At 41.9% G+C, this 22,650-nt stretch carries 21 protein-coding genes; all 21 read right to left on the bottom strand.

Features of this window, described 5'->3' with window-relative positions; genetic code table 11:
• Positions 1-355: 355 nt before the first annotated feature.
• Positions 356-856 carry a hypothetical protein gene (locus AB5170_RS15945; protein WP_294422446.1) on the bottom strand — a complete coding sequence of 167 codons (501 nt, stop codon included), beginning with the start codon at positions 854-856 and terminating at the stop codon, positions 356-358.
• A complete protein-coding gene (locus AB5170_RS15940) occupies positions 798-1,850 on the bottom strand; it encodes a hypothetical protein (protein ID WP_243271387.1) in 1,053 nt (350 codons plus the stop codon). Before AB5170_RS15940 ends, AB5170_RS15945 begins: the two co-directional genes overlap by 59 nt.
• Positions 1,851-1,855: 5 nt before the next feature.
• Positions 1,856-2,347: an RNA polymerase sigma factor gene (locus AB5170_RS15935; protein WP_148461893.1), complete on the bottom strand. Its 492-nt coding sequence runs from the start codon at positions 2,345-2,347 to the stop codon at positions 1,856-1,858.
• Positions 2,348-2,524: 177 nt separating this feature from the next.
• Positions 2,525-2,827 (bottom strand): type II toxin-antitoxin system RelE/ParE family toxin, encoded by a 303-nt coding sequence (locus AB5170_RS15930; protein ID WP_173715914.1) that lies wholly within the window; start codon positions 2,825-2,827, stop codon positions 2,525-2,527.
• Positions 2,820-3,083, bottom strand: coding sequence for a type II toxin-antitoxin system prevent-host-death family antitoxin (locus AB5170_RS15925; protein ID WP_118579486.1), 264 nt, complete (start codon positions 3,081-3,083; stop codon positions 2,820-2,822). The genes AB5170_RS15930 and AB5170_RS15925 overlap by 8 nt, the downstream gene beginning before the upstream one ends.
• Positions 3,084-3,446: 363 nt before the next feature.
• The gene (locus AB5170_RS15920; RefSeq protein WP_118579480.1) at positions 3,447-4,376 is read right to left on the bottom strand and encodes a hypothetical protein; all 930 of its coding nucleotides are present in this window, start codon (positions 4,374-4,376) and stop codon (positions 3,447-3,449) included.
• 94 nt (positions 4,377-4,470) lie between these two features.
• Positions 4,471-6,030 (bottom strand): HAMP domain-containing sensor histidine kinase, encoded by a 1,560-nt coding sequence (locus AB5170_RS15915; RefSeq protein WP_195409700.1) that lies wholly within the window; start codon positions 6,028-6,030, stop codon positions 4,471-4,473.
• The gene (locus AB5170_RS15910; RefSeq protein WP_173718324.1) at positions 6,014-6,697 is read right to left on the bottom strand and encodes a response regulator transcription factor; all 684 of its coding nucleotides are present in this window, start codon (positions 6,695-6,697) and stop codon (positions 6,014-6,016) included. Before AB5170_RS15910 ends, AB5170_RS15915 begins: the two co-directional genes overlap by 17 nt.
• Before the next feature lie 117 nt (positions 6,698-6,814).
• Complete coding sequence (locus AB5170_RS15905; RefSeq protein ID WP_294422432.1) at positions 6,815-7,165, bottom strand: DUF6075 family protein; 351 nt, start codon at positions 7,163-7,165, stop codon at positions 6,815-6,817.
• Positions 7,166-7,503: 338 nt separating this feature from the next.
• Complete coding sequence (gene tsf, locus AB5170_RS15900; protein WP_195409702.1) at positions 7,504-8,442, bottom strand: translation elongation factor Ts; 939 nt, start codon at positions 8,440-8,442, stop codon at positions 7,504-7,506.
• A gap of 107 nt (positions 8,443-8,549) precedes the next feature.
• Complete coding sequence (gene rpsB, locus AB5170_RS15895) at positions 8,550-9,290, bottom strand: 30S ribosomal protein S2 (RefSeq protein ID WP_118579468.1); 741 nt, start codon at positions 9,288-9,290, stop codon at positions 8,550-8,552.
• Between the two features lie 375 nt (positions 9,291-9,665).
• Complete coding sequence (locus AB5170_RS15890) at positions 9,666-10,493, bottom strand: pseudouridine synthase (RefSeq protein WP_195477823.1); 828 nt, start codon at positions 10,491-10,493, stop codon at positions 9,666-9,668.
• 22 nt (positions 10,494-10,515) lie between these two features.
• Positions 10,516-12,690 carry a DUF6449 domain-containing protein gene (locus tag AB5170_RS15885; RefSeq protein WP_347087523.1) on the bottom strand — a complete coding sequence of 725 codons (2,175 nt, stop codon included), beginning with the start codon at positions 12,688-12,690 and terminating at the stop codon, positions 10,516-10,518.
• Positions 12,668-13,567, bottom strand: coding sequence for an ABC transporter ATP-binding protein (locus AB5170_RS15880; protein WP_173715908.1), 900 nt, complete (start codon positions 13,565-13,567; stop codon positions 12,668-12,670). Before AB5170_RS15880 ends, AB5170_RS15885 begins: the two co-directional genes overlap by 23 nt.
• Positions 13,564-13,935, bottom strand: coding sequence for a GntR family transcriptional regulator (locus AB5170_RS15875; RefSeq protein WP_118579456.1), 372 nt, complete (start codon positions 13,933-13,935; stop codon positions 13,564-13,566). The genes AB5170_RS15880 and AB5170_RS15875 overlap by 4 nt, the downstream gene beginning before the upstream one ends.
• Before the next feature lie 203 nt (positions 13,936-14,138).
• Positions 14,139-14,954 carry a CPBP family intramembrane glutamic endopeptidase gene (locus AB5170_RS15870; protein WP_118579453.1) on the bottom strand — a complete coding sequence of 272 codons (816 nt, stop codon included), beginning with the start codon at positions 14,952-14,954 and terminating at the stop codon, positions 14,139-14,141.
• A gap of 20 nt (positions 14,955-14,974) precedes the next feature.
• Positions 14,975-15,622, bottom strand: a complete 648-nt coding sequence (locus AB5170_RS15865) for an HAD-IA family hydrolase (RefSeq protein WP_368361841.1) — start codon at positions 15,620-15,622, stop codon at positions 14,975-14,977.
• Positions 15,623-15,940: 318 nt separating this feature from the next.
• Entirely contained in the window at positions 15,941-17,209 is a 1,269-nt protein-coding gene (locus AB5170_RS15860; protein ID WP_368361842.1) for a hypothetical protein, read from the bottom strand.
• Entirely contained in the window at positions 17,206-18,516 is a 1,311-nt protein-coding gene (locus tag AB5170_RS15855; protein WP_368365101.1) for a protein kinase, read from the bottom strand. Before AB5170_RS15855 ends, AB5170_RS15860 begins: the two co-directional genes overlap by 4 nt.
• A gap of 271 nt (positions 18,517-18,787) precedes the next feature.
• Entirely contained in the window at positions 18,788-20,653 is a 1,866-nt protein-coding gene (locus AB5170_RS15850) for an ABC transporter ATP-binding protein (protein WP_368361808.1), read from the bottom strand.
• A complete protein-coding gene (locus tag AB5170_RS15845; RefSeq protein ID WP_368361807.1) occupies positions 20,634-22,514 on the bottom strand; it encodes an ABC transporter ATP-binding protein in 1,881 nt (626 codons plus the stop codon). Before AB5170_RS15845 ends, AB5170_RS15850 begins: the two co-directional genes overlap by 20 nt.
• Positions 22,515-22,650: the final 136 nt, after the last annotated feature.

Raw genomic sequence — 22,650 nt, 5'->3', positions numbered from 1 at the left:
TAATTGTAAGAGAATATGGATGAAAATGCAATATATTTGTCCTCAACAGGCAGATTTTTAGAAAAATACAAAAAAAGCCCCGAAAACCTTATAATCACTGTGAAACGTAGTGTTTATAAGGCTTTCAGGGCCTTTAAATACTTAAATTCAGACTTATTAAAATAATATAATAAAAACTTAAGTTAATGGATTATTTACCCATCTGCTTTGCGAAGTATTTGTGAACAGGCTTTATTTATATGGATTTGCGCGGCTCTGCTCATAAAGCTTACGCAAATTTGACGCAACTTACTGAATAAACTGGGGGTTCTGAACTTATTCTAATTCGGAATGGATCCGGCTCTTTTTTTCATACCTACCAGCCAAACGCATCACGAATCAGTGCCCCCGTTTCCCCGTCTATGTAAAACAGTTCCTGTTCGTCCGGGGAATCTTTCCACTGGTAAGGGCAGCGAAAGCTCCAGACAGGTCTGTATGTGATTCCGTCTACGGTTTCATCAATATAGTATTCCAAACATATTTTTGTAACTGGAATCGTGGTAGATTCTGTTTCCTCCGCAGTGTCCTGTTCCGTGAAGAGACCAATTTTGCCTTCTTTTACATATTGTTCCACTGACTTCATAATTTCTTCCATTGGAAGCATAGTAACTGTTTCTTCCACTTTCAACTGAAGCGGAATCGGTATGTTGAAATAACAGTCTTTAGGCGCAGGGCCAAAGCCTGCAGTTTCCAGATAACCATGCTGAGAAAGCCCGCCCACCGGGATCCCATTCAACAGAATCTCTGTATCGTAATAATCATATCCCTCCGTCATGTTGCTGATTGATTTTCTTACATACTGCTGTTTCCGGATCATATTTCTCATTCGCTCCCGTAGCATCTGAAGGATTTTCTGAGTCTGTTGTTTCCTGTGTACTCTCTTCCGTAGAATCCGAAATGGGTTCTACACCAGTATCTTCCGCCTGCATCTTTCCTTCTTTTCTGTATTTTTCTATAATATCCCGTACTTCATCATTTAACGGAAGGGTTACTGTAAGGGTCTGCGGCGTATATCCTCTGTAAGCATCCTCCGCAGGCAGTGCATAAGCCAGCATTCCTTCTGAATCTGTAAAAGAACCAGTTTTAAAAATCTTTCTGAAAGCTTCATCATCTTTCCAGGTGTAATAGATCCTGCCGTTATAATCCGGATATGCCTGAATAGTCATGGAAACCTCTACCTGGGAATCTTCATTTAATATTTTCTCTGTCAAAGCATCATCATACAGGGTAATATGTCCATAATAGAGATCTTCCCCGTCTATCTTATTCAAAGTTGCAAGTGCATCTTCTCCATTCACTGTCGCATGGTCACGGCAGCTGAGCGTATAATTCTCCACCGCCCCGGAAGGCTCTCCAAGAAAGCTGAAACCGCTGCCATCAAAATACGCTTCTGTAACAGACAGCATAGACTGGTTCCAATCCCTCTCCTTTGGCGTTATATGATAAGAAGTCACATCTTCCACATTTTCTGCAGTTGAATCAGGTTCTGTGACAACCATTTGAACAGCTTCCTGTTCTGTAACACCCTGCTGCTCCAGTTCTTTGTGAAGCCATCCAAGTTTTGTTGCAAGTACGCCGGTGCTGACGCCTAATACAGCAGCCACAGGAAGAAGAATCCGGATTATTTTTTTCTTATTCCCTGAATTTTTTGATCTTCCTTTATCTGATTTTACAATTAGATTCTTCGTGCTGCTCATTCTCTCATCTGGAGAATCCAAAATTCCCTTCAGAACATCTTCCATAGCTTTATCAATATTGTCCGGTATCACAGTTTCTTCTTTTAAAATTTTTCTGATTTCTTTTTCATCCATAGTCTTCACCTCCTGATCACCTTTTTTAATTTTGCTCTTGCCCGGGAAAGTTTGGTTGATACGGTGTTGCTGTTCATTTCAAGAAGATTACCAATTTCCTTTACGGAAAATTCATCAAAATAATAGAGTTCCACGATTTTCCGGCTTTCTTCATCCAGACATAAAAGCAATTGTTTCCATTCGCAAAGGTCCAGATCTTCACAATGTACACCTTCTGAGAAATTATCCAGTTCCGTGTCATGGTTCTTTTGACGGAGAATGTCTTTGCATTCATTTATCAGAATCCGCATCAGCCAGGTTTTAAAATATTTCACTTCCCTTAATCCCTGTATCTTTTCATAACAGGACAGGATCGTATTTTGCAGTGCATCTGCAATGTCCTGTTCGTTCCGAAGATAAACCCAGGCAGCTTTATACATGCTCTGCTTATTTATCCGGATCAGCTGAACGAACGCTTCTTTATCTCCATTTTTAGCAGCTGTTACCAAAGCCTCCATTTTATTCCCCCTTTTTGTTTTTATAACTATTAGACTTAAAATATGGGAATTTGCTTTCAAAAATTTTTTATTTTTACAAAACAAGACACAGGCAATCGAAACTTGACTGTCTGTGTCCTTTTTATATCTGACTATCATTCTTAAATGTTATTTTGTACAGCAGTTCAACCCTTTCGTTTACATCTGCCTTCCCTGATATTGCACTGTCAATACAAATACTTTTTTCTTGTTTTCATCAACTTTAAAAATAGCAATATAATTGTCAATGATCAGCTGTTTATATTCTTTTCCGGCATAGCGGCCTACCAGACGGTCCTGGTGCGATTTTGGAAACAGTTCCAGCTTTTTTATTGCCTGCCAAATCCGATCCGTCTGTTCTTTTGCAGTTTCAGGTGACAATTTTTCAAGTGCAATATAAGCATAAATATCATGAATATCCCGGTACGCTCTTGGATACAGCATTATCTCATATTTATCCATAATATTTCTTGTTGAGCTGTTCCATTGCACTTTCTAATGAAATCGGCTCTGCTCCTTCTGTTACTTCCTGTTCTGCTTCATAAATTGCCTGATCAATCTTGTTTGTCTGGGCAAAACGTTCATACAGCTCTGAACTCATTACAACTAAGTCACTATATCCATTTTTCGTAATAAATATTGGTTCCTGCTTTTTATGTGCCAGTTCCGATATTTCACTGGTTTTTCTTAAATCTCTAATCGGCATAATTGTTGGCATAATGAACACCTCTCTTTCTTGTGCTATAATTGTATCATAATTATGAGTCGGTGTAAATTCTTATTCTAGAATTTTTGAAAATTATGTATGAACTTCCAGAAATTTTCCGCCTAAAACTCGCACCACAGCCGCAGCTGTGGTGCATTCTTGTCTATTATTTTTTATAACCTTACGACAACTAAAATCTATTCTTAGATCTCGAAATTTTAATTTTTCCGTTTTAGTATTCTGAATCTGAAAAGACTTTACACCTATGCCTAAACATGACACAATCCAGTCAATCATGTTCTCTTCATGATCCTCAAATGTCAAAATCAACATTTTCCCAATATGCTTCACCTTGCAAACGTTTATATCTAATTTCTAATTCAAATGCGCTATACGTGCCATAACTTCTTCCATTGTAATCTGTCTCACAGTTTTAATCCTGCCATCATCTTCCCGTTTCACTATCAGATATATCTTATTATCTTTTGCCTCCTTGCTTCCATTCTGGTAAAAACTTCCATCCTCGTCCATTAGTAAATGAACTTCTTTTCCATGCCACATCCAGCTACCTGTCGCAGAATCGAGGTCTATGCCATTCTGCTTATATTCCTGAATCTTTATTTCTGAATTAAGATTATCTCCTACTACACAGGTACCCTCTGCTGTTTCCACTGCATTTTCAACTGTATCCTTCTGTTCCGCATAATTTGACACCACATCTTCTGTCACTACTGCTGTTTCCGTCGCTGACCCATCATTGGCTTCCGTTACTGTTTCCTCATCGTAAGCAAACATATGAATACTACTTCCCGTTTCTGTATCCACAGCTTCTTGTACATAAGATGATTCTTTTCCAGCCGCTGCTTCCAACGCTTCCATTTCCTTTGTCCGCTGGTCATATTCTTCCTGTGTAGCAATCCGAACGCCCGTTAATCTGTAATCGTCTTCCCTTACCGTATAGACATCAATTTCACCTTCCGGCATCTGGATCGACTTATAAGTATCCTCAAGCTGTCGGTCAATCAGCCATCTTACGGTTTTCCCCTGATAATACAGTGTATCACTGTCTGCATCATAAGTAACACCGTAGCATTCAAGATAAGCAAGTTCATTACGCATTTCTTCCTTATGCCAGTCGGATAATTTTTCCTTTTCTTCCTCTGTCAGATTGGAAGATGAAGAATCTTCGGAGATAAATACCTTTCCTCCCATATCATATCCGTAAGTCATTGCCTGCACACTGTAGCCGCATACTGCCACAGATAAGGTAGTTCCCATTAATAAAGCTGCAATTTTTCTTTTCATTGTACATCCAACTCCTTTACATTTTTTATTATGTCCATACCATACCATTGAATTTTGTAATGTAATTGGAGTTTATATGTGATTCGTGTGTGATTTATAGAGAAAAGGAAAAACAAACCCCATCACATGTATTACCCATACGATAGCTTGCTCCATGCTGGTCCAAGATCATTTTTACAATATAAAGACCCAATCCGCTTCCACCGGTCTGGCGGTTACGGGACTGTTCCACACGATAAAATGCTTCAAACAAATGGACTAATGCTTCTTCCGGAATAAACACCCCGGTATTTTCAATCTGGCAATATACCGTCTCGGTATCTGTTCCCGGTTTCAGCAAAACTCTGATATGATTTCCTTTTTCTTCCGGCGTATAACGGATGGCATTAAGCAGAAGGTTAGAAAAAACTTTGTCCATCATCACCGGATTCACATCTGCATACAAATGTTCTGGGATCTCCACTTGCAGTTCCAGTTTTTTATTTTCTATCAGTTCAGCCATATCAGCAATCTGCAAGCGGAGCTGTTCTGCTATATCGGTCTTTTGTGTAATAAATTTGTTATTCTCGATCCGTGAAACAGTCAGAAGTTCCTTTACCATGTCTTCCATTTTTTCTGTGGTTTCCAGTGACCGCTGTAAATAGTAATTTCTGTCCCTGTATTCCCCTACTCCCTGCAGCATTCCGGACAAGTGCCCTTTCAATATTGTAATCGGTGTTTTCAGTTCATGGGACACTGCTGAAAAAAATGCAATTCTCTTTTTCTCTATCTTGCGTTCCATTTCGATATCTGACTTAAGCTTTTCATTTGCACTCTTCAGTTCTTCCAATGCTCGTGAGAGGTTTTTGGAAAGCTCATTCAAGCTTTCCCCTAATACTCCTACTTCATCTGTTCTTTTCCCCTGATAGGAACTGTCAAAATCAAGCGCAGCCATATTTTGAGCCAGTTGACTTAACCTAACGATCGGAAATGTCAAATAAAGGGATGCCCCCAGTGCAAACAATATGGAAACTACAATAGCGATTCCAAGGATATACGGCAGTATCTGATATAATATTTCAAGAGCCTGATTGACTGGCTGCATTCCCCCAGAAACAATCATTGTATATGTTTCTCCACCCACTTTAACGCTGTACCGTTTCACTGCTGAATTATCTCCGACTTCTGCAATTCCATCAGCCTGTTGGACGACATCCTCTGTTACGACGTCCGCCTGGCCGATTACTCCCTCTTCATAGGCCGCATTTTCTTCCTGTACGATAGTGGTTTGCTCTGCGCTATTTTCGTGTGTCAATATCATATCACCCATATAACCCTGCTCTACCACACCATTATCCAATACATCTTCTGTCACGGCTGTACTCTCAGCCGGCCATATCCTATTTCCCTGTTCATCCAAAATCACGACTGAAACTTTCGAACCTGCTTCAAACAATTCAATGGCATAAGAAGCTTCATTAATCGTTTCATAAGAATGAATGGTTTCAATCATTTCCTGTGAAACCGAATCAATATCCTTCTGTAGCTGTTTACTATAATAGGTTGGAAGGAATCCTACAATTACCGCATATGTAATTCCACTGGATACTGCCAGTAAGACAGCAATCAGTGTGCAAATTTTTATGGTCAGACTGTTTTTAATTCTCTTTATCAATCCGGTATCCCACCCCTCTTATTGTACTAATCAGATTTACTCCCAGCTTTTTGCGGATATTCTTAATATGTGTATCCACAATTCGCTCTTCCCCGTAATAATCTTCTCCCCATACCATATTTAGAAGTTTCTGGCGTGTCAAAACGATTCCTTTGTTAATCAGCAGAACATATAGCATTTCAAATTCTTTCTGTGTTAATTCAACCTCTATCTGTTCTCCCTTTTCTGCTTTACAAATATAAACATGATGCCCCTTCACATCCACGCTTAACGTTTTATAAGAAATCACCTGCAATTCATCTTCTCTTTGTGTCCTTCTCAAGATTGCTGCAATTTTTCTCAATAAAATGGGTATAGAAAACGGCTTGGTGACATAATCATCTGCATTCATATCAAAGCCTTTGATCTGATACGCTTCTTCATCTAATGCCGTAAGCATGATAATTGGTACATTCGATTCTCTACGGATTAATTCACATACTCCAAAACCGTCTATCTTTGGCATCATAACATCCAACAGCACAAGATCAAACTCGCCATTGTGAAATTTTGCAATCCCATCCACACCATCATACGCCAGTGTAACTGCATATCCTTGATCTATCAAATAGTTTTCTAATATTTTCTGAATGTCATCCTCATCTTCAACAACCAATATTCGATACATAAAATCACTCCCCACAATTTCTTTTTAATATTTCCTGTAATTATACATTAGATATATGGAGTTACGATGGAGTTAATAAAAAATATAGAATTATTTTCACACATAAAATCTATATCATTATAATAAAACCATTTTCTTTTCATGGCAATGCGTTTTAATCATTCCGATGTTACAACATAATTGGCTAAGTAATCGGAACACTACTCCAAGATTGATAGTGGTAGTGGTCTTTCCTCCACCTTCCTGCAGACATTCTGGCTTCACACTGCCATTTTTAAAATCATAAATTTTGTTAACGTGTTTTCGTGTATCTCTGTCAATTCCAAGACAATATACCAATGCTTCATGATATACGTCTTTCCATCTGCATTTAGGCAGATATTCCAAATAGAATTCCTTATGTTCTCTGCTCATAAAAGTTATTGTGCGAGCATCCTCGCCAGCTGCGCCTATCGCTGTACTTGCCATATTGATTTCCTCCTTATGCAATTAGTTTTTAAGTTTATAATTTGATTTTTGAAAATTATGGCGATCTGATGAAACCGCTGATAATTTGAGTAACTTCGCTGAAGATTGCAAGCCTTTGCTTTTACTCAGTTTTTCCTTACTCAATACTCAATTTTTGGAGATTCTTGGTGATTTCCAGCGATGCTTGGCGGTATTTAGGACTTTTTAGAAAAATATAGAAAAAAGCCCCGAAAACCTTATAATCACTGTGAAACGTAGTGTTTATAAGGCTTTCAGGGCCTTTAAATACTTAAATTCAGACTTATTAAAATAATAGAAAGAAAACTTAAGTTAATGGATTATTTACCCATCTGCTTTGCAACTTCCTCAGCAAAGTTCTCTTCTTTCTTCTCGATTCCGTCTCCGGTCTCGTAACGAACGAAGCCTTTGATTGTGATCTTAGCGCCGTTCTCTTTAGCAACCTGTGCTACATAGTTTCCAACAGACTGTTTTCCATCTTCAGCTTTAACATAAACCTGATCAAGAAGGCAGATCTCTTTAAGCTCTTTCTTGATACGTCCTGCGATCATTCCCTGGATAACCTTCTCCGGTTTCTGGGATTCCTTAGGATCGTTCTGAATCTGAGCCATAAGGATTTCTTTCTCATGCTCGATATACTCAGCGCTTACTTCGCTGTCGCTTGTGTAAAGAGGTTTCAGAGCTGCAACCTGCATTGCAACGTTCTTAGCCATCTCTTTAACAGCGTCGTTTACAACGTCTGTCTCAACGTCAACAAGAACGCCGATCTTTCCACCCATATGTGTGTAGGAAGCAACGAAACCGTTCTCCTCTTTCATCTGTGCGAATCTACGGATGTTCATGTTCTCGCCGATAACTGCGATCTGAGCTGCAAGAGCTTCTTTTACAGTCTTAGTGGTATCAAGTGCCCATGCCTCTGCAAGGAAAGCATCGATATCAGCTGCTGTAGTTGTCAGAGCCTGAGCTGCAACATCTGCAACATACTGCTGGAATTTCTCGTTCTTAGCAACGAAGTCTGTCTCGGAGTTAACCTCAACAACAACTGCGTTTTTAGCGTCGTCAGCAACAAGTGTCTTGCAAAGACCCTCTGCTGCAACACGGTTTGCTTTCTTCTGAGCGGTAGCAAGACCTTTCTCGCGAAGGAACTCTACTGCTTTATCCATATCGCCTTCTGTAGCTGTAAGAGCTTTCTTACAGTCCATCATACCAGCGCCGGTCATCTCTCTTAACTCTTTTACCTGTGCTGCTGTAATAGCCATTTTCATTTCCTCCTGATGATAGTGTGTTGTAAGGACCTGTCCGTCAGCTGTGGATATGCCTATGCAGGCATAGCTCATTCACAGCTGATGTCCAGAATTTTCACAAATTATTCCTCTGTAGCGAACTCTTCAGACTCAGCCTGGATTTCTCCCTCAGCGTCTGTCTGTCCCTGGTTTGCTTCGATAACTGCGTCAGCCATCTTGGAAACGATCAGTTTTACAGCACGGATAGCGTCATCGTTACCCGGGATTACGTAATCCAGTTCTTCTGGGTCACAGTTAGTATCGCAGATTCCGATAAGCGGAATTCCCAGTGTATGAGCTTCCTGAATACAGATCTTTTCCTTCTTAGGATCTACTACGAAGATAGCATCTGGAAGTCTCTTCATTTCTTTGATACCGCCAAGGTTCTTCTGAAGTTTATCTAATTCTTTTCTTAAAGCGATAACTTCTTTCTTAGGCAGAACATCGAATGTTCCATCAGACTCCATGGTCTCAATTTCTTTCAGTTTCGCAATACGGCTCTGGATAGTCTTGAAGTTGGTAAGCATACCGCCTAACCATCTCTCATTTACATAGAACTGTCCGCAACGCTCAGCCTCTGTCTTGATAGCGTCCTGAGCCTGTTTCTTAGTACCAACGAAAAGGATATTTCCGCCGTTAGCTACGATATCAGCGATTGCATTATAAGCATCGTCAACCATTCCTACAGACTGCTGTAAGTCGATGATATAGATACCATTTCTCTCTGTGTAGATGTATGGAGCCATTTTAGGGTTCCATCTTCTTGTCTGATGTCCGAAATGAACACCTGCCTCTAAAAGCTGTTTCATTGAAATAACGCTCATGTCTTTTTCTCCTTTTGGTTAAATTCTTCCGCATGAATCCTTTTCCTCTCGGACCCAGCCTCACACCGCAGGGCACCATCCTGGGAATCTCCATGCGTGTTTGATGGTTTGCAACTTTTGCATTATAACATGACAAAACCCTCCGTGTAAAGAGGGTTTTTGCAAATTTTTCCGCTAATTTTTCCGCTATTTTACAATGAAAGTCCCAGACGGCAGCCATGAATGAGCCAGGCTTGCATGAGCGAATTCATGGATATCGGGCGGGCTATACCGTATGAGTAAGTAGGACGATAGCCCGAATTACAAATACAGTCAACAGCTGCAAAGCAGCTGACTTTCATATTCAACAATATTTGCGTAAGCAGACATACCCTTTTAGGAGTTTTCGCATTTCAGCGCCGCCAGTTCATCAGGCGTCAGTTCCCTGGCCTTTCCTTTCGGCAGGTCATCTGGCAAAGTCAGCGCCCCCATAGAAATCCGTTTCAGATAAATTACTTTCTTTCCAACAGCTTCCATCATTCGCTTCACCTGATGAAAACGGCCCTCGTGGATTGTCAGAAGAATTTCAGAACACCAGATGCTGCCCTCCGGATCTGCCTTATGTCCTGCAGCATTTGAATTGGCTATCACTGCTCCTGATTCACCTTCGACCTTTTTACGGTCATCATCCTCTTTCCATGTACTGAGAATCTCCAGCTTCCCCGGCAAGGTCGGCTCCTCATCTCCAATATCCACACCTAGCCGGATCTTCTCTATATCCTCCGGCACCACTTTTCCTTCCGTCACCGCGAAATACGTCTTATCCACATGTTTCTTCGGGGAAAGCAGTCTGTGGGCAAGCTGTCCATCATCTGTAATAAGAAGCAAGCCTTCCGTATCCTTATCAAGACGTCCTACCGGAAAAAGATTCCGTCTGCCATCCTTTGGCACCAGATCCAGAACTGTCTTTTCCCTGGTATCTTCTGTGGCACTTACATATCCGGCAGGCTTGTGCAAAAGATAGTACACAAACTCTGCCCTTGCTCCAATATGCTCTCCGTCAAATTCTACCACATCCGTCTCCGGATCTATTTTCAGTTCCGGCTTTTTCGCCTTCTCACCATTTACCTGAACCAATCCCTTCTGGATCAGCTTCTTCACTTCCGTTCTCGTACCTGCTCCTGAATCCGCCAGAAATCTGTCCAGTCTCACTGCTTTTCCCATTCTTTATAGTAGCTCTCCTTCTTTATTCCTTTTCAAAAACCTCAAAGGATAATGCCCGCTGTGAATCCTCTTTCATAAATTCCGGAACATCCTTCGCCATTATGGACCACGCTGCCTCTGATTCCACTCCGTCAATCACAACCTTCAGTCTGGCCCATTTATCAGCTTCCCTTTTTTCCCAGAATGGCACCATCTGGTAACATCTCAGAACCTTTTTCAGTTCTTCCAGCTGTTCCGGCTGATCGTAAACCACAGGAGAAGAATATTCATTGTGCTCCTCATTCATATAATATTCCACTTCCACAGCGCTCAGCTTCACATCCTCCATAGAGACAGGATACCCTGTTTCCTTCAAAATTTCAACTGTCCTTTTGAACTGCGGGAATACATAAAAGCATGCGTAAAAATAATAGTCTCCGGTTCTGCCAGGCACCATGGCATCAACAGATTCTGCAGATGGTACTCCGGAATACTCAATGTTCAGGCTTGCACATGGCTCTCCGGTCAGCACTTCCGGATCCGCCTCCTCTACATCCTGACGAAATGCATCCACCAACAGCTGTCTCTTTGCCTTATTGTCCTGGAAAAGGGAAATAGATTCTCCTGTAATAAAATCACAGCGCACCTCATCCACATATTTATCATCCAGCTTCAAAATGGAATAGCGCTCAGACTTTAAGGTTCCCTCCGCATATCCCTCTTTATACAAGTTCTTCTGATTCTCTGTGCTGACCATATAAGAGCGATAAACAGTTTTTCCGGATTTCAGGTCATAACGCATCTGAAGTCTTGATGTATCGTTAGAAGAATCCCATATATCGCCGTTCCACAGCGCTCTGTTGTCACTATCTTCTGAAAGGGATCGGCATATAACCTTGTTTTCCTTCACAATCTGCTCCACACATGCATAAATATCAGGACTAATGCCCAGATTATTGCCCAGAAGATCTCCATTCCTATAATATCCGGAATCCTGTGTGGAAATCTTGCCATCTTCATTTATTTCAACGCTATAAGTATTCTCCCATCCACCGCCATCCGTAAATTCAGCTGCAATATTTTCGATTTTATCATAAGAAGGGATATAGTTGTCGTATCCAGTCAGGTCAAATAAGAACATACAGGCCACAAATGCTACACAGGCCCCGCTTACCACAAACTGTATTTTATTGGAGAAAAATTTTCGGAAATCCCTGTAATAAATAATTCCCATTATCCCTCCTGAAAGAAGGGTTCCAAAAATCAATCCGAAAATCCACCATACAATTCTGGAATTGTCACTTGGAAGCATATAGAAAATAAGTCCGATTCCAAGTCCTCCGGGAACCACAATCATAAATCTTATGATTGTGCCAACCCATGGAAAAACAAAGGCCATACCGGTTCTTTCGGATTTTCTGTTTACAAATGCATAATATCCAAGAACGCCAAAAGCGATTGTCACCAGAAGCACAATTCCCAGAATGCCACCATAATTTCCTTCTGCATATTTTCCCACAAAGGTGTAGGCAAGGATGACTGGTGACGCCATTTCTCTCAAGCCTTTTATATAGCCATAGACACCTACACTGCTGGTATAATAAAAGACTTTTTCGTAAAACTGCAGAGTAACAGAAAGCACCGGTCCATAAGCAGCCACTGCAATAAGCAGAAGAGCTCCCATAAGCAGATGGCCGGTAATGCAGATTACAAACACAACCGAAAAATACAAAAGCAGATATAAAAGCAAATGAAATACCATCATCAAAAATGCCAGTTTCATAAGATGAAGGCTGAAAAATCCCCTCATTGCCCCGATGCAGACGGAGAAAAATTCCATTGCCAGATATGGAAGCAAATAATACAAAAGGGACTGCAAAGTCTTATGCCAGAACATTCTGCTTCGTTTCACCGGAAGACTGTGATAGAAATCAATTTTCCGCGGTGAATAAAGATACCAGAACTGGCTGATTCCGTTAAACAATGCTGCAGTTGCCGCAACTGCAAGTCCGGTGAGCATAAATCCATCCTGCCACAGATTTGCATAAAGTGCATTGATCTCACTGGTGGTGTATCCCATTCCAAACCAGTTTCCCAGCATGATCAGCTCTGCCACCGGAAATGCCAGAAGAAATCCGATGGTCACAAAAGCCGGAATCCACATCATGCCTTTTGATGACACCTTCATATATCTGCTAGAATAAATTTTTGATTTCATAGCCTGCCACCTCCGTTTCACTGATAAAAATTTCCTCCAGGGTCAGAGGAAGCACCTCCATAAAGAGAGGATTTTTGGCCTGGATCTTCTCTATGATCTCACTTCTGGTTCCCCGGGCTGTTATCATAAGAAGAGACCCCTGATGCTGCACCTTCAAAACCTGAAGTTCCTTTTCCAGTTCTTTTTCCTGCTGTCTTCCGCTAAGCACACACTGTATCTTGTGAATGTGAAATTTCATGTCTTCCAGATCTTTGGAAAGAAGAATCCCCCCTTTATGCAAAAGCCCGACATGGTCGCAGATATCCTCCAGTTCGCGCAGATTGTGAGACGCGATCACAGGAGTAAATTCCCGGTTCATAATCTCCGACGCAAACAGGCTCTTTACTGCCTGACGCATTACCGGATCAAGTCCATCAAAGGTCTCATCGCAAAACAGATATTTCGTTGCCGCGCACACACCGATGATTACCAGAACCTGTTTTTTCATACCTTTGGAAAAAGTTGCAATTCTGCGATTTTCTTCCAGATGGAATTGTTCCATCAGTTCATGAAAAAACCTGGTTCGAAACTGAGGATAGAAGTTCCGGTAAAAGCGCACCAGATCCATTGCTGTATAATTTGCCGGAAAATAACTGTCATCTGAGATATAGAAAAACAGTTTCTTTGCTTCTTCATTTTCATACACTGGCATACCGTCAATCTGGATTTCCCCTTCATCTGGCCTTATAATTCCAGCCATCATCCGAAGCAGGGTGCTTTTCCCGGCGCCGTTACTGCCCACAAGACCAAACACTTCCCGCACTCCAACATCCAGAGTTGCTTTATTGACCGCTTTGACAGTGCCAAACGCCTTACTGCATTCTTTGACTTCTATCATGGCTTCTCCTCCTTGTAACACTCCCCGATAATATAGATCAGCTCTTCCTCATTCATTCCCATAGCCTTTCCCTTCTGAATCATGGCTTTTAGTTCTTTTGTATAGGAAGCTTTGCTAAGCTTACGCACTTCTTCACTGTCTGCGATAAAATTTCCTGTTCCTTTAACCGGGTAGATCAGTCCCTCCTGTTCAAGCTGCATGTAGGCTCGCTGGATGGTGTTGGGGTTGATCGATAATTCCATGGCCAGCTGCCGCACAGAGGGCATTCTGGAGCCTGGCTCCAGTACTCCCTTCAGGATCAGGTTCCGGAATTTCTCCTCCACCTGCTCGTACAGTGGCCTTCTGTCCTGATAATCTAAAACGATCATAGACAGGCCTCCTCCTTTCTAAGTGTATTAATACGTTTAATACACTTAAGATAGCATATGTGTACTTTAAATTCAAGACGGGAAATTCTTAAATGTTTATAAAGTGGAATGCGCCAACAAAAAACCTTCTCACAATCTCCCCTGTTTTTCCAGGATTTTGTAAGAAGGTCTTCTATTTTTCTTAATATATTTGCGATTATATTTTATATCAGCCTCGTACACCCTCGTTTCTGGTAATTCTTATAGCATCTCCAGATACCATAAGTTCCTGCAAAAACAAGAAACAGATTCAGTGCAATTACGGATGTGGCTCCTGTATGATCCAGCATGTACAGCATCACATCACTGACCAGCAGGCTCCAGATATTTGCCCCCATATGAAGAAATACACTGGCAAACAGATTTCCTCTCCATTCCAGGATCAATGCGAAAAGCAATCCCATAATAGTTGCATACACTCCCTGGAGCAGATTCATATGGTAAATTCCAAATGTCAGTCCTGAAAACAGTGCAGCTGTGATCACGCGCATATTATCTCTCATACGAAGAAATACCAGCCAGCGGAAAATAACCTCTTCTGCAAAAGGTGCTGCAATCCCCATCCAGAAAATCAGACTCCAGATACTTTTCCCCTCGGAAATCAAGGACTGAGTTTCCTGATAAGCTTCCGGATTCAAATATTGCTGAAAAAGCCCTACCAGAATGTTTCCATATTGACCAAGAAATGCGCCAATTATAAGAAACCCCAGAATTTCAGGAACAGGAAGGTGACGATCAGCTGCAGGATATAATATCCCGGTTTCTTTTCTTCTTGAAAAATCGCCCCGATACAACAATATGCAGGGAACTGCAGCCAAAATCCCTGTCAGACCAGTCAGCATAAGCACATGCTGGTAATATGCACTCATATCTGCGCCAGTCCGCTGCACCAGAAAATACAGTCCCAGATAGGAGACAAGCTGGGAAAGCACAAAATGGATTCCCACCGGATACAGACACTTCCATGCCAAAACCGGCATTTTCTGTTTTCTTCTGGGGCTCAGACGAAAAAATCCAGTATTTCCTCTGCCGAATTCACAATTTTAAAAGGATGGGCATTTTTCAGTTCTTCTTCGGTTCCGTACCCATAGGAAACTGCAATGCATTCCAATCCGGCGCGTCTTGCCCCAAATACATCATGCTCTTTATCCCCCACCATGATCACCTGGTCACGGTGTTCAGAAAATCCCAGCCGCTTCAGAGTTTCCTCGATCACCTCTGTCTTATTGGTTCGTCTACCCTCAGGCTCACTTCCAACCATCTCGTCAAAATAAGAATCAATATGGAAATATTCCGCAACGATCTTCACGAAATTCTCTGGTTTGGAAGACGCAATGGCAAGCTTGTATCCTCTTTGTTTCAGTCCGGATAACATTTCCGGAATGCCAGGATACAGTTCATTCTCATAAATCCCCACTGGTGCGTATCGTTCTCTGTAAATCTCAACTGCCTTTCTTGCTGTTTCTTCGTCAATTCCCGCATATTCCTGAAACTGCTCCAAAAGGGGCGGTCCCACAAAAATGCGCAGCTTCTGAAGATCTGTTTCTGGTTTTCCTACCTTCTCCAGAGCATATTGTACGGATTTGGTGATTCCCTCCCCGGAATCGGTGAGAGTTCCGTCCAGATCAAATAAAATAGCTTTGTACATCTGTGTTTTGCCTCCTGTACCGTCATGTAATTTTTGTCGTTGATTTTTCAAGTCTTTCGCTATATGGGTGTTAATTATAACATCATTTCTTTATAACGTCCAGATGGCAAAATCTTAGTTGATGGTTACCATTCACTCCGTGTTACTGTTCACTCCGTTCACAGTAATGCGCTTCGCGATGCACAGAAATCATGCATTCGCATGATTTCGCGCCGCAATTCTCGGGTTTTCTGTGAACTTTGTTCACAAAAAACGCCTCGCGGAACGTTACCAGTGAACAGTAACCACTCCGTGACCAGTAACAGTTGATACACACTTTCAAAACTCCCATATAGGCATATGCACAATTCTTCTCCCATCTATTACCGCAATCACCTTCACAGTATTTTCCTTCGCTGTAATCGGCTGGTCAAATATAAGGGTATCCCCCTTCTGGTGCCAGAAAATCTCATCACCATTTAAGTTCAAAGACAGAATTGTAACATCCTGCTCACCGGTAGTTCTTATAACTTGTATTTCAGGATATTCATTTACAGGGACTGTTTCTTCGTGTATAAAACGTATTGTGCCGTTTTTATTATCATTTATGTTATTGTTTTTATTTGTATTTTCATTTTTTTCTCTATTTTCATCATTTCTGTTATAAAATCCAAGTCCATGAGATGTCTTTGCCATTCCGACTGCTGTAAAAACCGTGCCGGCTCCTGTGAGTTTCAAGTGCTCACTGGTATTTTCTTTTTTGGAACATTCCGTAATTTTTGCTTTGGCCCTATTCTCTTTTTTCCGATCAGTATTCTTTGTTTCTCTGGCAGTAATCCTGCTTTCACTTATATTTTCATCTGCTGCGGTATCTTCTGACTTTTCTTCTTTGCTTTTTGAGCTATCCTTCTTTACACGAGAAGTGTTTTTTGTAGTATTGCTTTTAGACTCAGTTCCATTGGCACTGTTGTCTGCATTTATATTCGTTTTCTTATTCTCTGCGTTTTTGTTTGCCGGTGAGGCTGCCGTGACACTGTTTTCTTTCTTGTTTTCTTTCTTGTTTTCTTTTGGTCTTCTCTCAGAACCCGCAGCTTGAGGTTTTTCCAAGCCCTCCTTATCACCTGTGTTATCACCATTCTCTGTTTTCGACAAGCCAGCTCCTGCGTTGCTATTACTGCTATTGTTACCGTTATTATTCCCGCTGTTATTATCGTTACTGCTGCCGCTATTATGACTGTCATTATTATCGTCATTTTCTATGTCATTACTGCTAGTACCGCCATTCGCGCTGTCATTATTGCTGTTGTTATTACTCTCATTACCATTGCTGCTCCCATTTTCTTTCTGCTCTGGCTCCGTAGTTTCCTGATTTCCTTCAGCCTCCTCCCAATTATCAAATATACCTTCATCAGCACCAATATCGATATCAAATCCTCCAAATTCCCCACCATAAGTGTAAAGTATACCAACTTTGGTAATAAGTAAAATCACTGTCACCATCAGATAAATTCCAGGTTTCCGAAAGTTATTCCAGATGCTGTGCGAATATATACCTTTTCGATTTGAATTTTTCGCAATTTTTCTCCTTATGCTTCTCCATCTTTTCATTTTCCCTCACCTGTTTCACTTTCCATCTGTTTTTCCCAGATTTCAACGCTCTTACAATCCGTCCCATCTGCCTTACTGCTTCTGTATAAAACATAAAGTCTCCTGCTGGAATTCTTCTGACCTCTTCGCAAAAGGAACAGTCCATATTTCCCATACCCTTCTGCAAATTCCGGCGCATACAAAAGCAGCTGCTCATAATACACGGCGGCCCGTTCCCACTCTTTCTGAAGTTCCGCATTTACCGCCAAGAATAAAAGCAATTTTCTCTGCTCTTCATCTTTCGTATATTCTTTTTGCAGTTTTTGCAAAGCACTTTCTGCATGCTCGCATTTTTTAAGAAGAAATTTATCTGCTTCTTTGTCTGTACTTTTTTTATCCGCTTCTGCTGCAAATTTCTTTGACAACGAAGAAGACTCATTTTCCTCTATCTCGTAATATCCTTTCGTTACTTCTGCCAATGCACTTTCGAAAGCTGCCTGCTGCTCTGATCCTGCAAGAAATACACCTGCAGCCAGCAAAATCCCCGTAGTTCCAATCACCACCGCTGCATTTTTTCTGGCAAGCCCTTTTCTTTTTCCTATACCAGAAAGCATTTTTCTTGCCTGTGCCGCATTTTCAAATCGTCTTTTCCCCTGAGGCCGGGTACATTTATAGAGAAACAAAGCAAACCCAGGAACTTTCCACAAAACAGATAACCAGTTTTTTCCTGCCAGCGCCTGTAATGTTTTTCCCAAAGCATAAAGATCACTGGAGCTGTTTACTTTTCCCTCATATTGTTCTGGAGCTGCAAAGCCTTCTGTTCCCATACAGATCCGCTGATTTTCTCCAAATCCAAACACCGCGCTCCCAAAATCCACCAGATACAATTTGCCCGAATCTGAAAGCATAAGATTATCCGGTTTCAAGTCCCCATAATATACCGGCGGCTTTTGCCCATGAAGATATTCCAGAACTGCAAGCACAGTGTCTCCGTGGGAAAGAAGCTCATCCACTGCAAAAACATGTCCCTCCTTTAACATCTGTCCAAGGGACTTTCCACGAATATATTCCATGATCAGATAACAATGATCCCCATTTTCCACATAATCTACCATCCGTGGAATGGATGGATGTTCCAGAAGCCGCAGCAGTCTGGCTTCACGCTTTTTCTCAAGGGGAAGTTCTTTTACTGCCCAGTAATTTCCAAGCTCCATATCCCTGGCAAGGTACAAATGCCCCTCCCCACCTGCACCTACCTGCTCCAGGATACAGTAACGCATTTTCAAGATCATACCTGTAAGATTGATGATAATCACCTCGATTTTCACATAAAACGCAACCCTTTACCAACAACAAAAACGAGACAAAAAAGGCTTCAACTCCTTGTCCGCGTAAATTAAGTGAATGCTGCCGATGACTTCCGGCAAATGATAAATATAAACAGAATAAAAATTAGTGATTATGAAATGCCCGCTATTCTGAAGCATGATAAAAAACTCCAGATCAGACATGTAAGAATGTAATTAGAATTATAACATTTAAAATCCACTGTGAAAAGCACTTTATAAAAATTTTATAAGTGCTTTTCACAATCTCAGATTAAATCTGAATCGTCCTTCCCAGTTCTGCGGACGTTCTGTGTGAAATGGAAATAACGGTACGATCCTTTGCCACACGTTTCAATGCGGCCAGAACAGCCTTCTCTGTCTCCGCATCCAGGTTTGCAGTGATCTCATCCAGAAGAAGCAGTTTGGGCTCTGCCACTGCTGCCCTGGCAATGGATAGCAGCTGCCACTGTCCCTGGGAAAAAATCTCCGGGGTGCAATAAGTATCGTAACCATTTTCCAGACTCTCAATTGCCTCTTTTAAACCTGTAAGCTCTGCAACAGCCTTTACCTGACGCTCAGAGATCCGGTCATCATATAATGTAATCTGGTCGCGTACGGTTCCCGGCACCATGTGAAAAGTCTGCTCTACGTATCCAAAGAGTTTCCGTCGTTCTCCAGCCCTCACAGCCGTTGCCGGAATGCCGTGGAGCAGTACCTGTCCCTGATCCGGCTCATAAAGTCCAAGAAGCAGCTTCAATATCGTACTCTTTCCTGCACCAGTTCGTCCGAGTAGAGTCACCTGATCGGTATCCATCACCTTGAAATTCAGATGCTCCAGCACCACATGCTCATCATAGCCGAAGGTTACATTCCGGAATTCTACAAACGGAAAACTATTACTGCCAGAAGCTCCCAGTCTGTGCCTTTCTTCCATATCAGTCATCGCTTCCTTTCGGCTAATCTTTTCATTTCTGTTTTCTTCTATTTTTGTTGCCGGATTATTCCAGGTTTTCTCGGTATCTCCATTCTCCTGTGCGCCATTTTCTTTCTCCTCCAGCCCAAAGAATTCATTAATCCTATGGATTCCAGCTACCGCGGACTGGATGGTCTGAATCTCCATTCCAAGACTTTCCAACGGCGAAAAAATCTGTGAAATATAGTTGATCACAGCCACTGCAGTTCCCGCAGACATTCCAAAAAACGTGAGCACCATCTTATTTCCAGATGCTGAAAGCAGCATCACAGCTGCAACCACGACTGCATTTAAAATCAAGATCACCGGTGAATATACTGCATCATAAAAATTGGTTTTCTCCATTGCCTGGTAACTTTCCCCGATATAAGTATCGTAACGCTCTTCCATATATTTTTCCCTGGCAAGGCAATGGATGGTACGGATATTATGAAGGGTTTCCGGCACATGGCCAGAGGCTCTTCCCACAGCCTTACGATTTTCAATCTGGGCTGCCAGCATGTTTTTTTGCACATGTCTGGTAAACCAGAAAAGAAATGGCAGCATTACAAGAAGCACCACAGTGAGTCCCTTATTTTCAAACCAGATCACCACCAGAATACTGATAATCTTGCAGGCGTCAGCAAACATGCTGATGATCCCTGAGGTAAAAAGATTTTCCACAGTATCTACATCACCAACAAAGCGTGAAGCCAGAGTTCCAGGTTCCAGCCCTGTCAGTTTGTCAGAAGTAAGGCATATGAATTTTTCCATAAGGCTGCTTCTAAGTGCATGTGTGATTTTCTGCCCAAATACGGTAAGCAGACCTTCCCTGGCAGATTCCATGAATCCGGTAAGTGCAAGCATTGCAAAATAAAGGAAAATCACCCAGAATGTCACGGCTTTTCCCGCTGTGACTGTATCTACGATTTTTGCCAGGATCAGCGGCGGGATAAGAGCCGTTACCACTGCGCCTGCTACAGCAAAGACAATACCCATAGACAGCCATTTCTGCTGCAGAACTGTTTTCCAGATCACACCTTTTACCTGTCTTTTTTTCGCTTTTGCAAATTTCCCTTTGCCCCTGTTTTCTGCCGGAAAAACATTTGTATCTGACCTTCTGCTCTTTTTCAAAATCATATTTTCTTCTGATTTCAAGTTGTTCTTATTTCTGTCTGTCTTCACTCTCTGCACCTCCTTCCTCAGTAAATAATTTCTTATACTCCGGTACCTTCTCAAGCAATTCTTCATGCGTACCCACTACTATTTTTCCATCTTCCATCCAGATGATCTGATCCATCTGAGGAAACAGATACAGACGGTGGGAAATCAGCAGCACAATATTCTCTTTCGACTGTGCTTTTAAATTGGCAAAAATCTGTCTCTCTGTGCTCTTATCCAAAGCCGAAAAAGGATCATCCAGAATCAGAACCGTTTTTTTGTGGCAAAGAGTTCTTGCAAGAGCCAGACGTTTTCCCTGTCCGCCCGAAAGACGTACGCCACCATTTCCTACCAGAGTCTGTAAACCATCATCCATCTCATTTACTTCTTCTGCCATGCAAACCATTTTCAGGAAATCCTCTGTCTTTTTCTGTTCACCCATAAGCACATTGTTTTCCACGCTGTCGTTAAACAGTTCCGGATCATGACCAAGATAGCCTATGATATTCGTCTGCCAGGATGGGGGCATATTCTGAAGCTCTTTGCCATCCACAAGAATCTGACCTTCATATGGATACTCGCACAAAAATACTTTTCCCAAAGTAGACTTTCCGCAGGCCACTGGTCCAGTAATTCCGATTATCTGCCCTTTTTCAGCTTTGAAGGAAATATCCTTCAGAATCTGTTTCCCATCCGGATAAGCAAAATTCAGATGACGGACCTGCAATTGTTTTACGTTCCTGTAACGAATTTCTGACTGGGCTATCTCTAGCTGAGATAGTTCCTTCTGCGACAATGTTTCTTCTGCATGTTTAGCAGACACATTTTCGATCTTTTCCACTTTCCCATTTTCCAGAATTCCAGACACATTTTTCTCACTCTTTGGAATTTCTTCCTGCTTTGTCAAAAGCGGCTTAATACGCTTCCAGGAAACCTGCGCCTTGTGCACTGCATTAAACAGCTTCGCTGCACTGGAAGATTTCACTGACAGCTTCACAAAGCATGCCAGGAAAGTGGTAAAAGATGCAATGTTCCATGTGCTCCAGCCAGTTCCCAGAACATTTTTCTGCCCAAAATACAGGATAAACAGCACACCAGCCATGGAGATGATCCGGTACAGCGGAGGCATGATGGAATTCCAGATATTCGCCTTTATGGCTGACTTTTCGTAGGAAGTAAGATTCTCTTCATATGCCTTTCGGCGCTCCTCTTCACATCCAAAAACACGGTATGTAATAGCATTTTCTGCCCGGTCAAGAATAGCTGTACTTAAATATCCTGACTGCTCTTTGTATGCAGCACCAGTTCTCTGGATCATCTTTTTCATCTTCTCCGCCGTCATATAGGAAATCGGCGGAAAGATCATGCAAAGCAGTGCAAGCCTGAAATCATACCACAAAAGCATTCCTGCATAAGCACCCAGGGCAACTCCTGTATCAAAAATCTCCGTAGTGAATTTACGCATTCCCTCCACACAGTCATCCACATCCAGGATTGCCTTGGTCATAATGCTTCCCTCGCCTTCTTCCCGAAGGCTTGCACGACTTTTCCGCACCAGACTGGCGTACAGGATTTCTTTCATTCTTCGATTTACATTGTTGGCAAAACGCCGCACATAAAACCGCTTGATATATCTGGCAGTCTGGACAATTGCAATAGCGGTCACATAGCCCAGTACCAGAACCAGCATATCTGAAAACTGGTCAGCCCCTTTCAGGATATCCACCAGGCAGCCGGTCATTTTCCCCTCAAACCAGGGACCTGCCAGAAGGCCGATATTATAGATCAAACCGGATACAGTCACTGCCAGAAGCACTTTCCATTCTTTCAGAAAATAGGAAAACACCCTGTCCGGCTGAAAATTTGTATGAGGTTTCGCTTTCATCTGACATTTCCTTTCTGCCTTAGAGCGTGTTTGAAAAAGCATAACGATACAAAAAAGGAGCCGCTCACTTCCAACTTTTCCAGAAAGTGCCGCAGCTCCATACCACAGACTATAGCATGTTTGAAAAAGGCTCTAG

Origin of the sequence: Ruminococcus sp. RTP21484sp1_RTP21281st1_A8_RTP21281_210402 (assembly GCF_040914025.1) — a bacterium.
GTDB lineage: Bacteria > Bacillota > Clostridia > Lachnospirales > Lachnospiraceae > Blautia_A > Blautia_A faecis.
The sequence above is the reverse complement of the archived record's forward strand: the minus strand, read 5'-3'. Positions and strand labels throughout refer to the sequence as shown.

Excerpts from the sequence above, each read along its gene's own strand:
- AB5170_RS15890 (WP_195477823.1), bottom strand. The coding sequence starts at position 10,493 with ATGGGAAAAGCAGTGAGACTGGACAGATTTCTGGCGGATTCAGGAGCA.
- AB5170_RS15865 (WP_368361841.1), bottom strand. The coding sequence starts at position 15,622 with ATGTACAAAGCTATTTTATTTGATCTGGACGGAACTCTCACCGATTCC.
- AB5170_RS15930 (WP_173715914.1), bottom strand. The coding sequence starts at position 2,827 with ATGGATAAATATGAGATAATGCTGTATCCAAGAGCGTACCGGGATATT.
- AB5170_RS15910 (WP_173718324.1), bottom strand. The coding sequence starts at position 6,697 with ATGTATCGAATATTGGTTGTTGAAGATGAGGATGACATTCAGAAAATA.
- AB5170_RS15905 (WP_294422432.1), bottom strand. The coding sequence starts at position 7,165 with ATGGCAAGTACAGCGATAGGCGCAGCTGGCGAGGATGCTCGCACAATA.
- AB5170_RS15920 (WP_118579480.1), bottom strand. The coding sequence starts at position 4,376 with ATGAAAAGAAAAATTGCAGCTTTATTAATGGGAACTACCTTATCTGTG.
- AB5170_RS15945 (WP_294422446.1), bottom strand. The coding sequence starts at position 856 with ATGATCCGGAAACAGCAGTATGTAAGAAAATCAATCAGCAACATGACG.
- AB5170_RS15845 (WP_368361807.1), bottom strand. The coding sequence starts at position 22,514 with ATGAAAGCGAAACCTCATACAAATTTTCAGCCGGACAGGGTGTTTTCC.
- rpsB (WP_118579468.1), bottom strand. The coding sequence starts at position 9,290 with ATGAGCGTTATTTCAATGAAACAGCTTTTAGAGGCAGGTGTTCATTTC.
- AB5170_RS15940 (WP_243271387.1), bottom strand. The coding sequence starts at position 1,850 with ATGGATGAAAAAGAAATCAGAAAAATTTTAAAAGAAGAAACTGTGATA.
- AB5170_RS15870 (WP_118579453.1), bottom strand. The coding sequence starts at position 14,954 with ATGCCGGTTTTGGCATGGAAGTGTCTGTATCCGGTGGGAATCCATTTT.
- AB5170_RS15935 (WP_148461893.1), bottom strand. The coding sequence starts at position 2,347 with ATGGAGGCTTTGGTAACAGCTGCTAAAAATGGAGATAAAGAAGCGTTC.
- AB5170_RS15885 (WP_347087523.1), bottom strand. The coding sequence starts at position 12,690 with ATGAAATCAAAAATTTATTCTAGCAGATATATGAAGGTGTCATCAAAA.
- tsf (WP_195409702.1), bottom strand. The coding sequence starts at position 8,442 with ATGGCTATTACAGCAGCACAGGTAAAAGAGTTAAGAGAGATGACCGGC.
- AB5170_RS15875 (WP_118579456.1), bottom strand. The coding sequence starts at position 13,935 with ATGATCGTTTTAGATTATCAGGACAGAAGGCCACTGTACGAGCAGGTG.
- AB5170_RS15925 (WP_118579486.1), bottom strand. The coding sequence starts at position 3,083 with ATGCCAACAATTATGCCGATTAGAGATTTAAGAAAAACCAGTGAAATA.
- AB5170_RS15880 (WP_173715908.1), bottom strand. The coding sequence starts at position 13,567 with ATGATAGAAGTCAAAGAATGCAGTAAGGCGTTTGGCACTGTCAAAGCG.
- AB5170_RS15860 (WP_368361842.1), bottom strand. The coding sequence starts at position 17,209 with ATGAAAAGATGGAGAAGCATAAGGAGAAAAATTGCGAAAAATTCAAAT.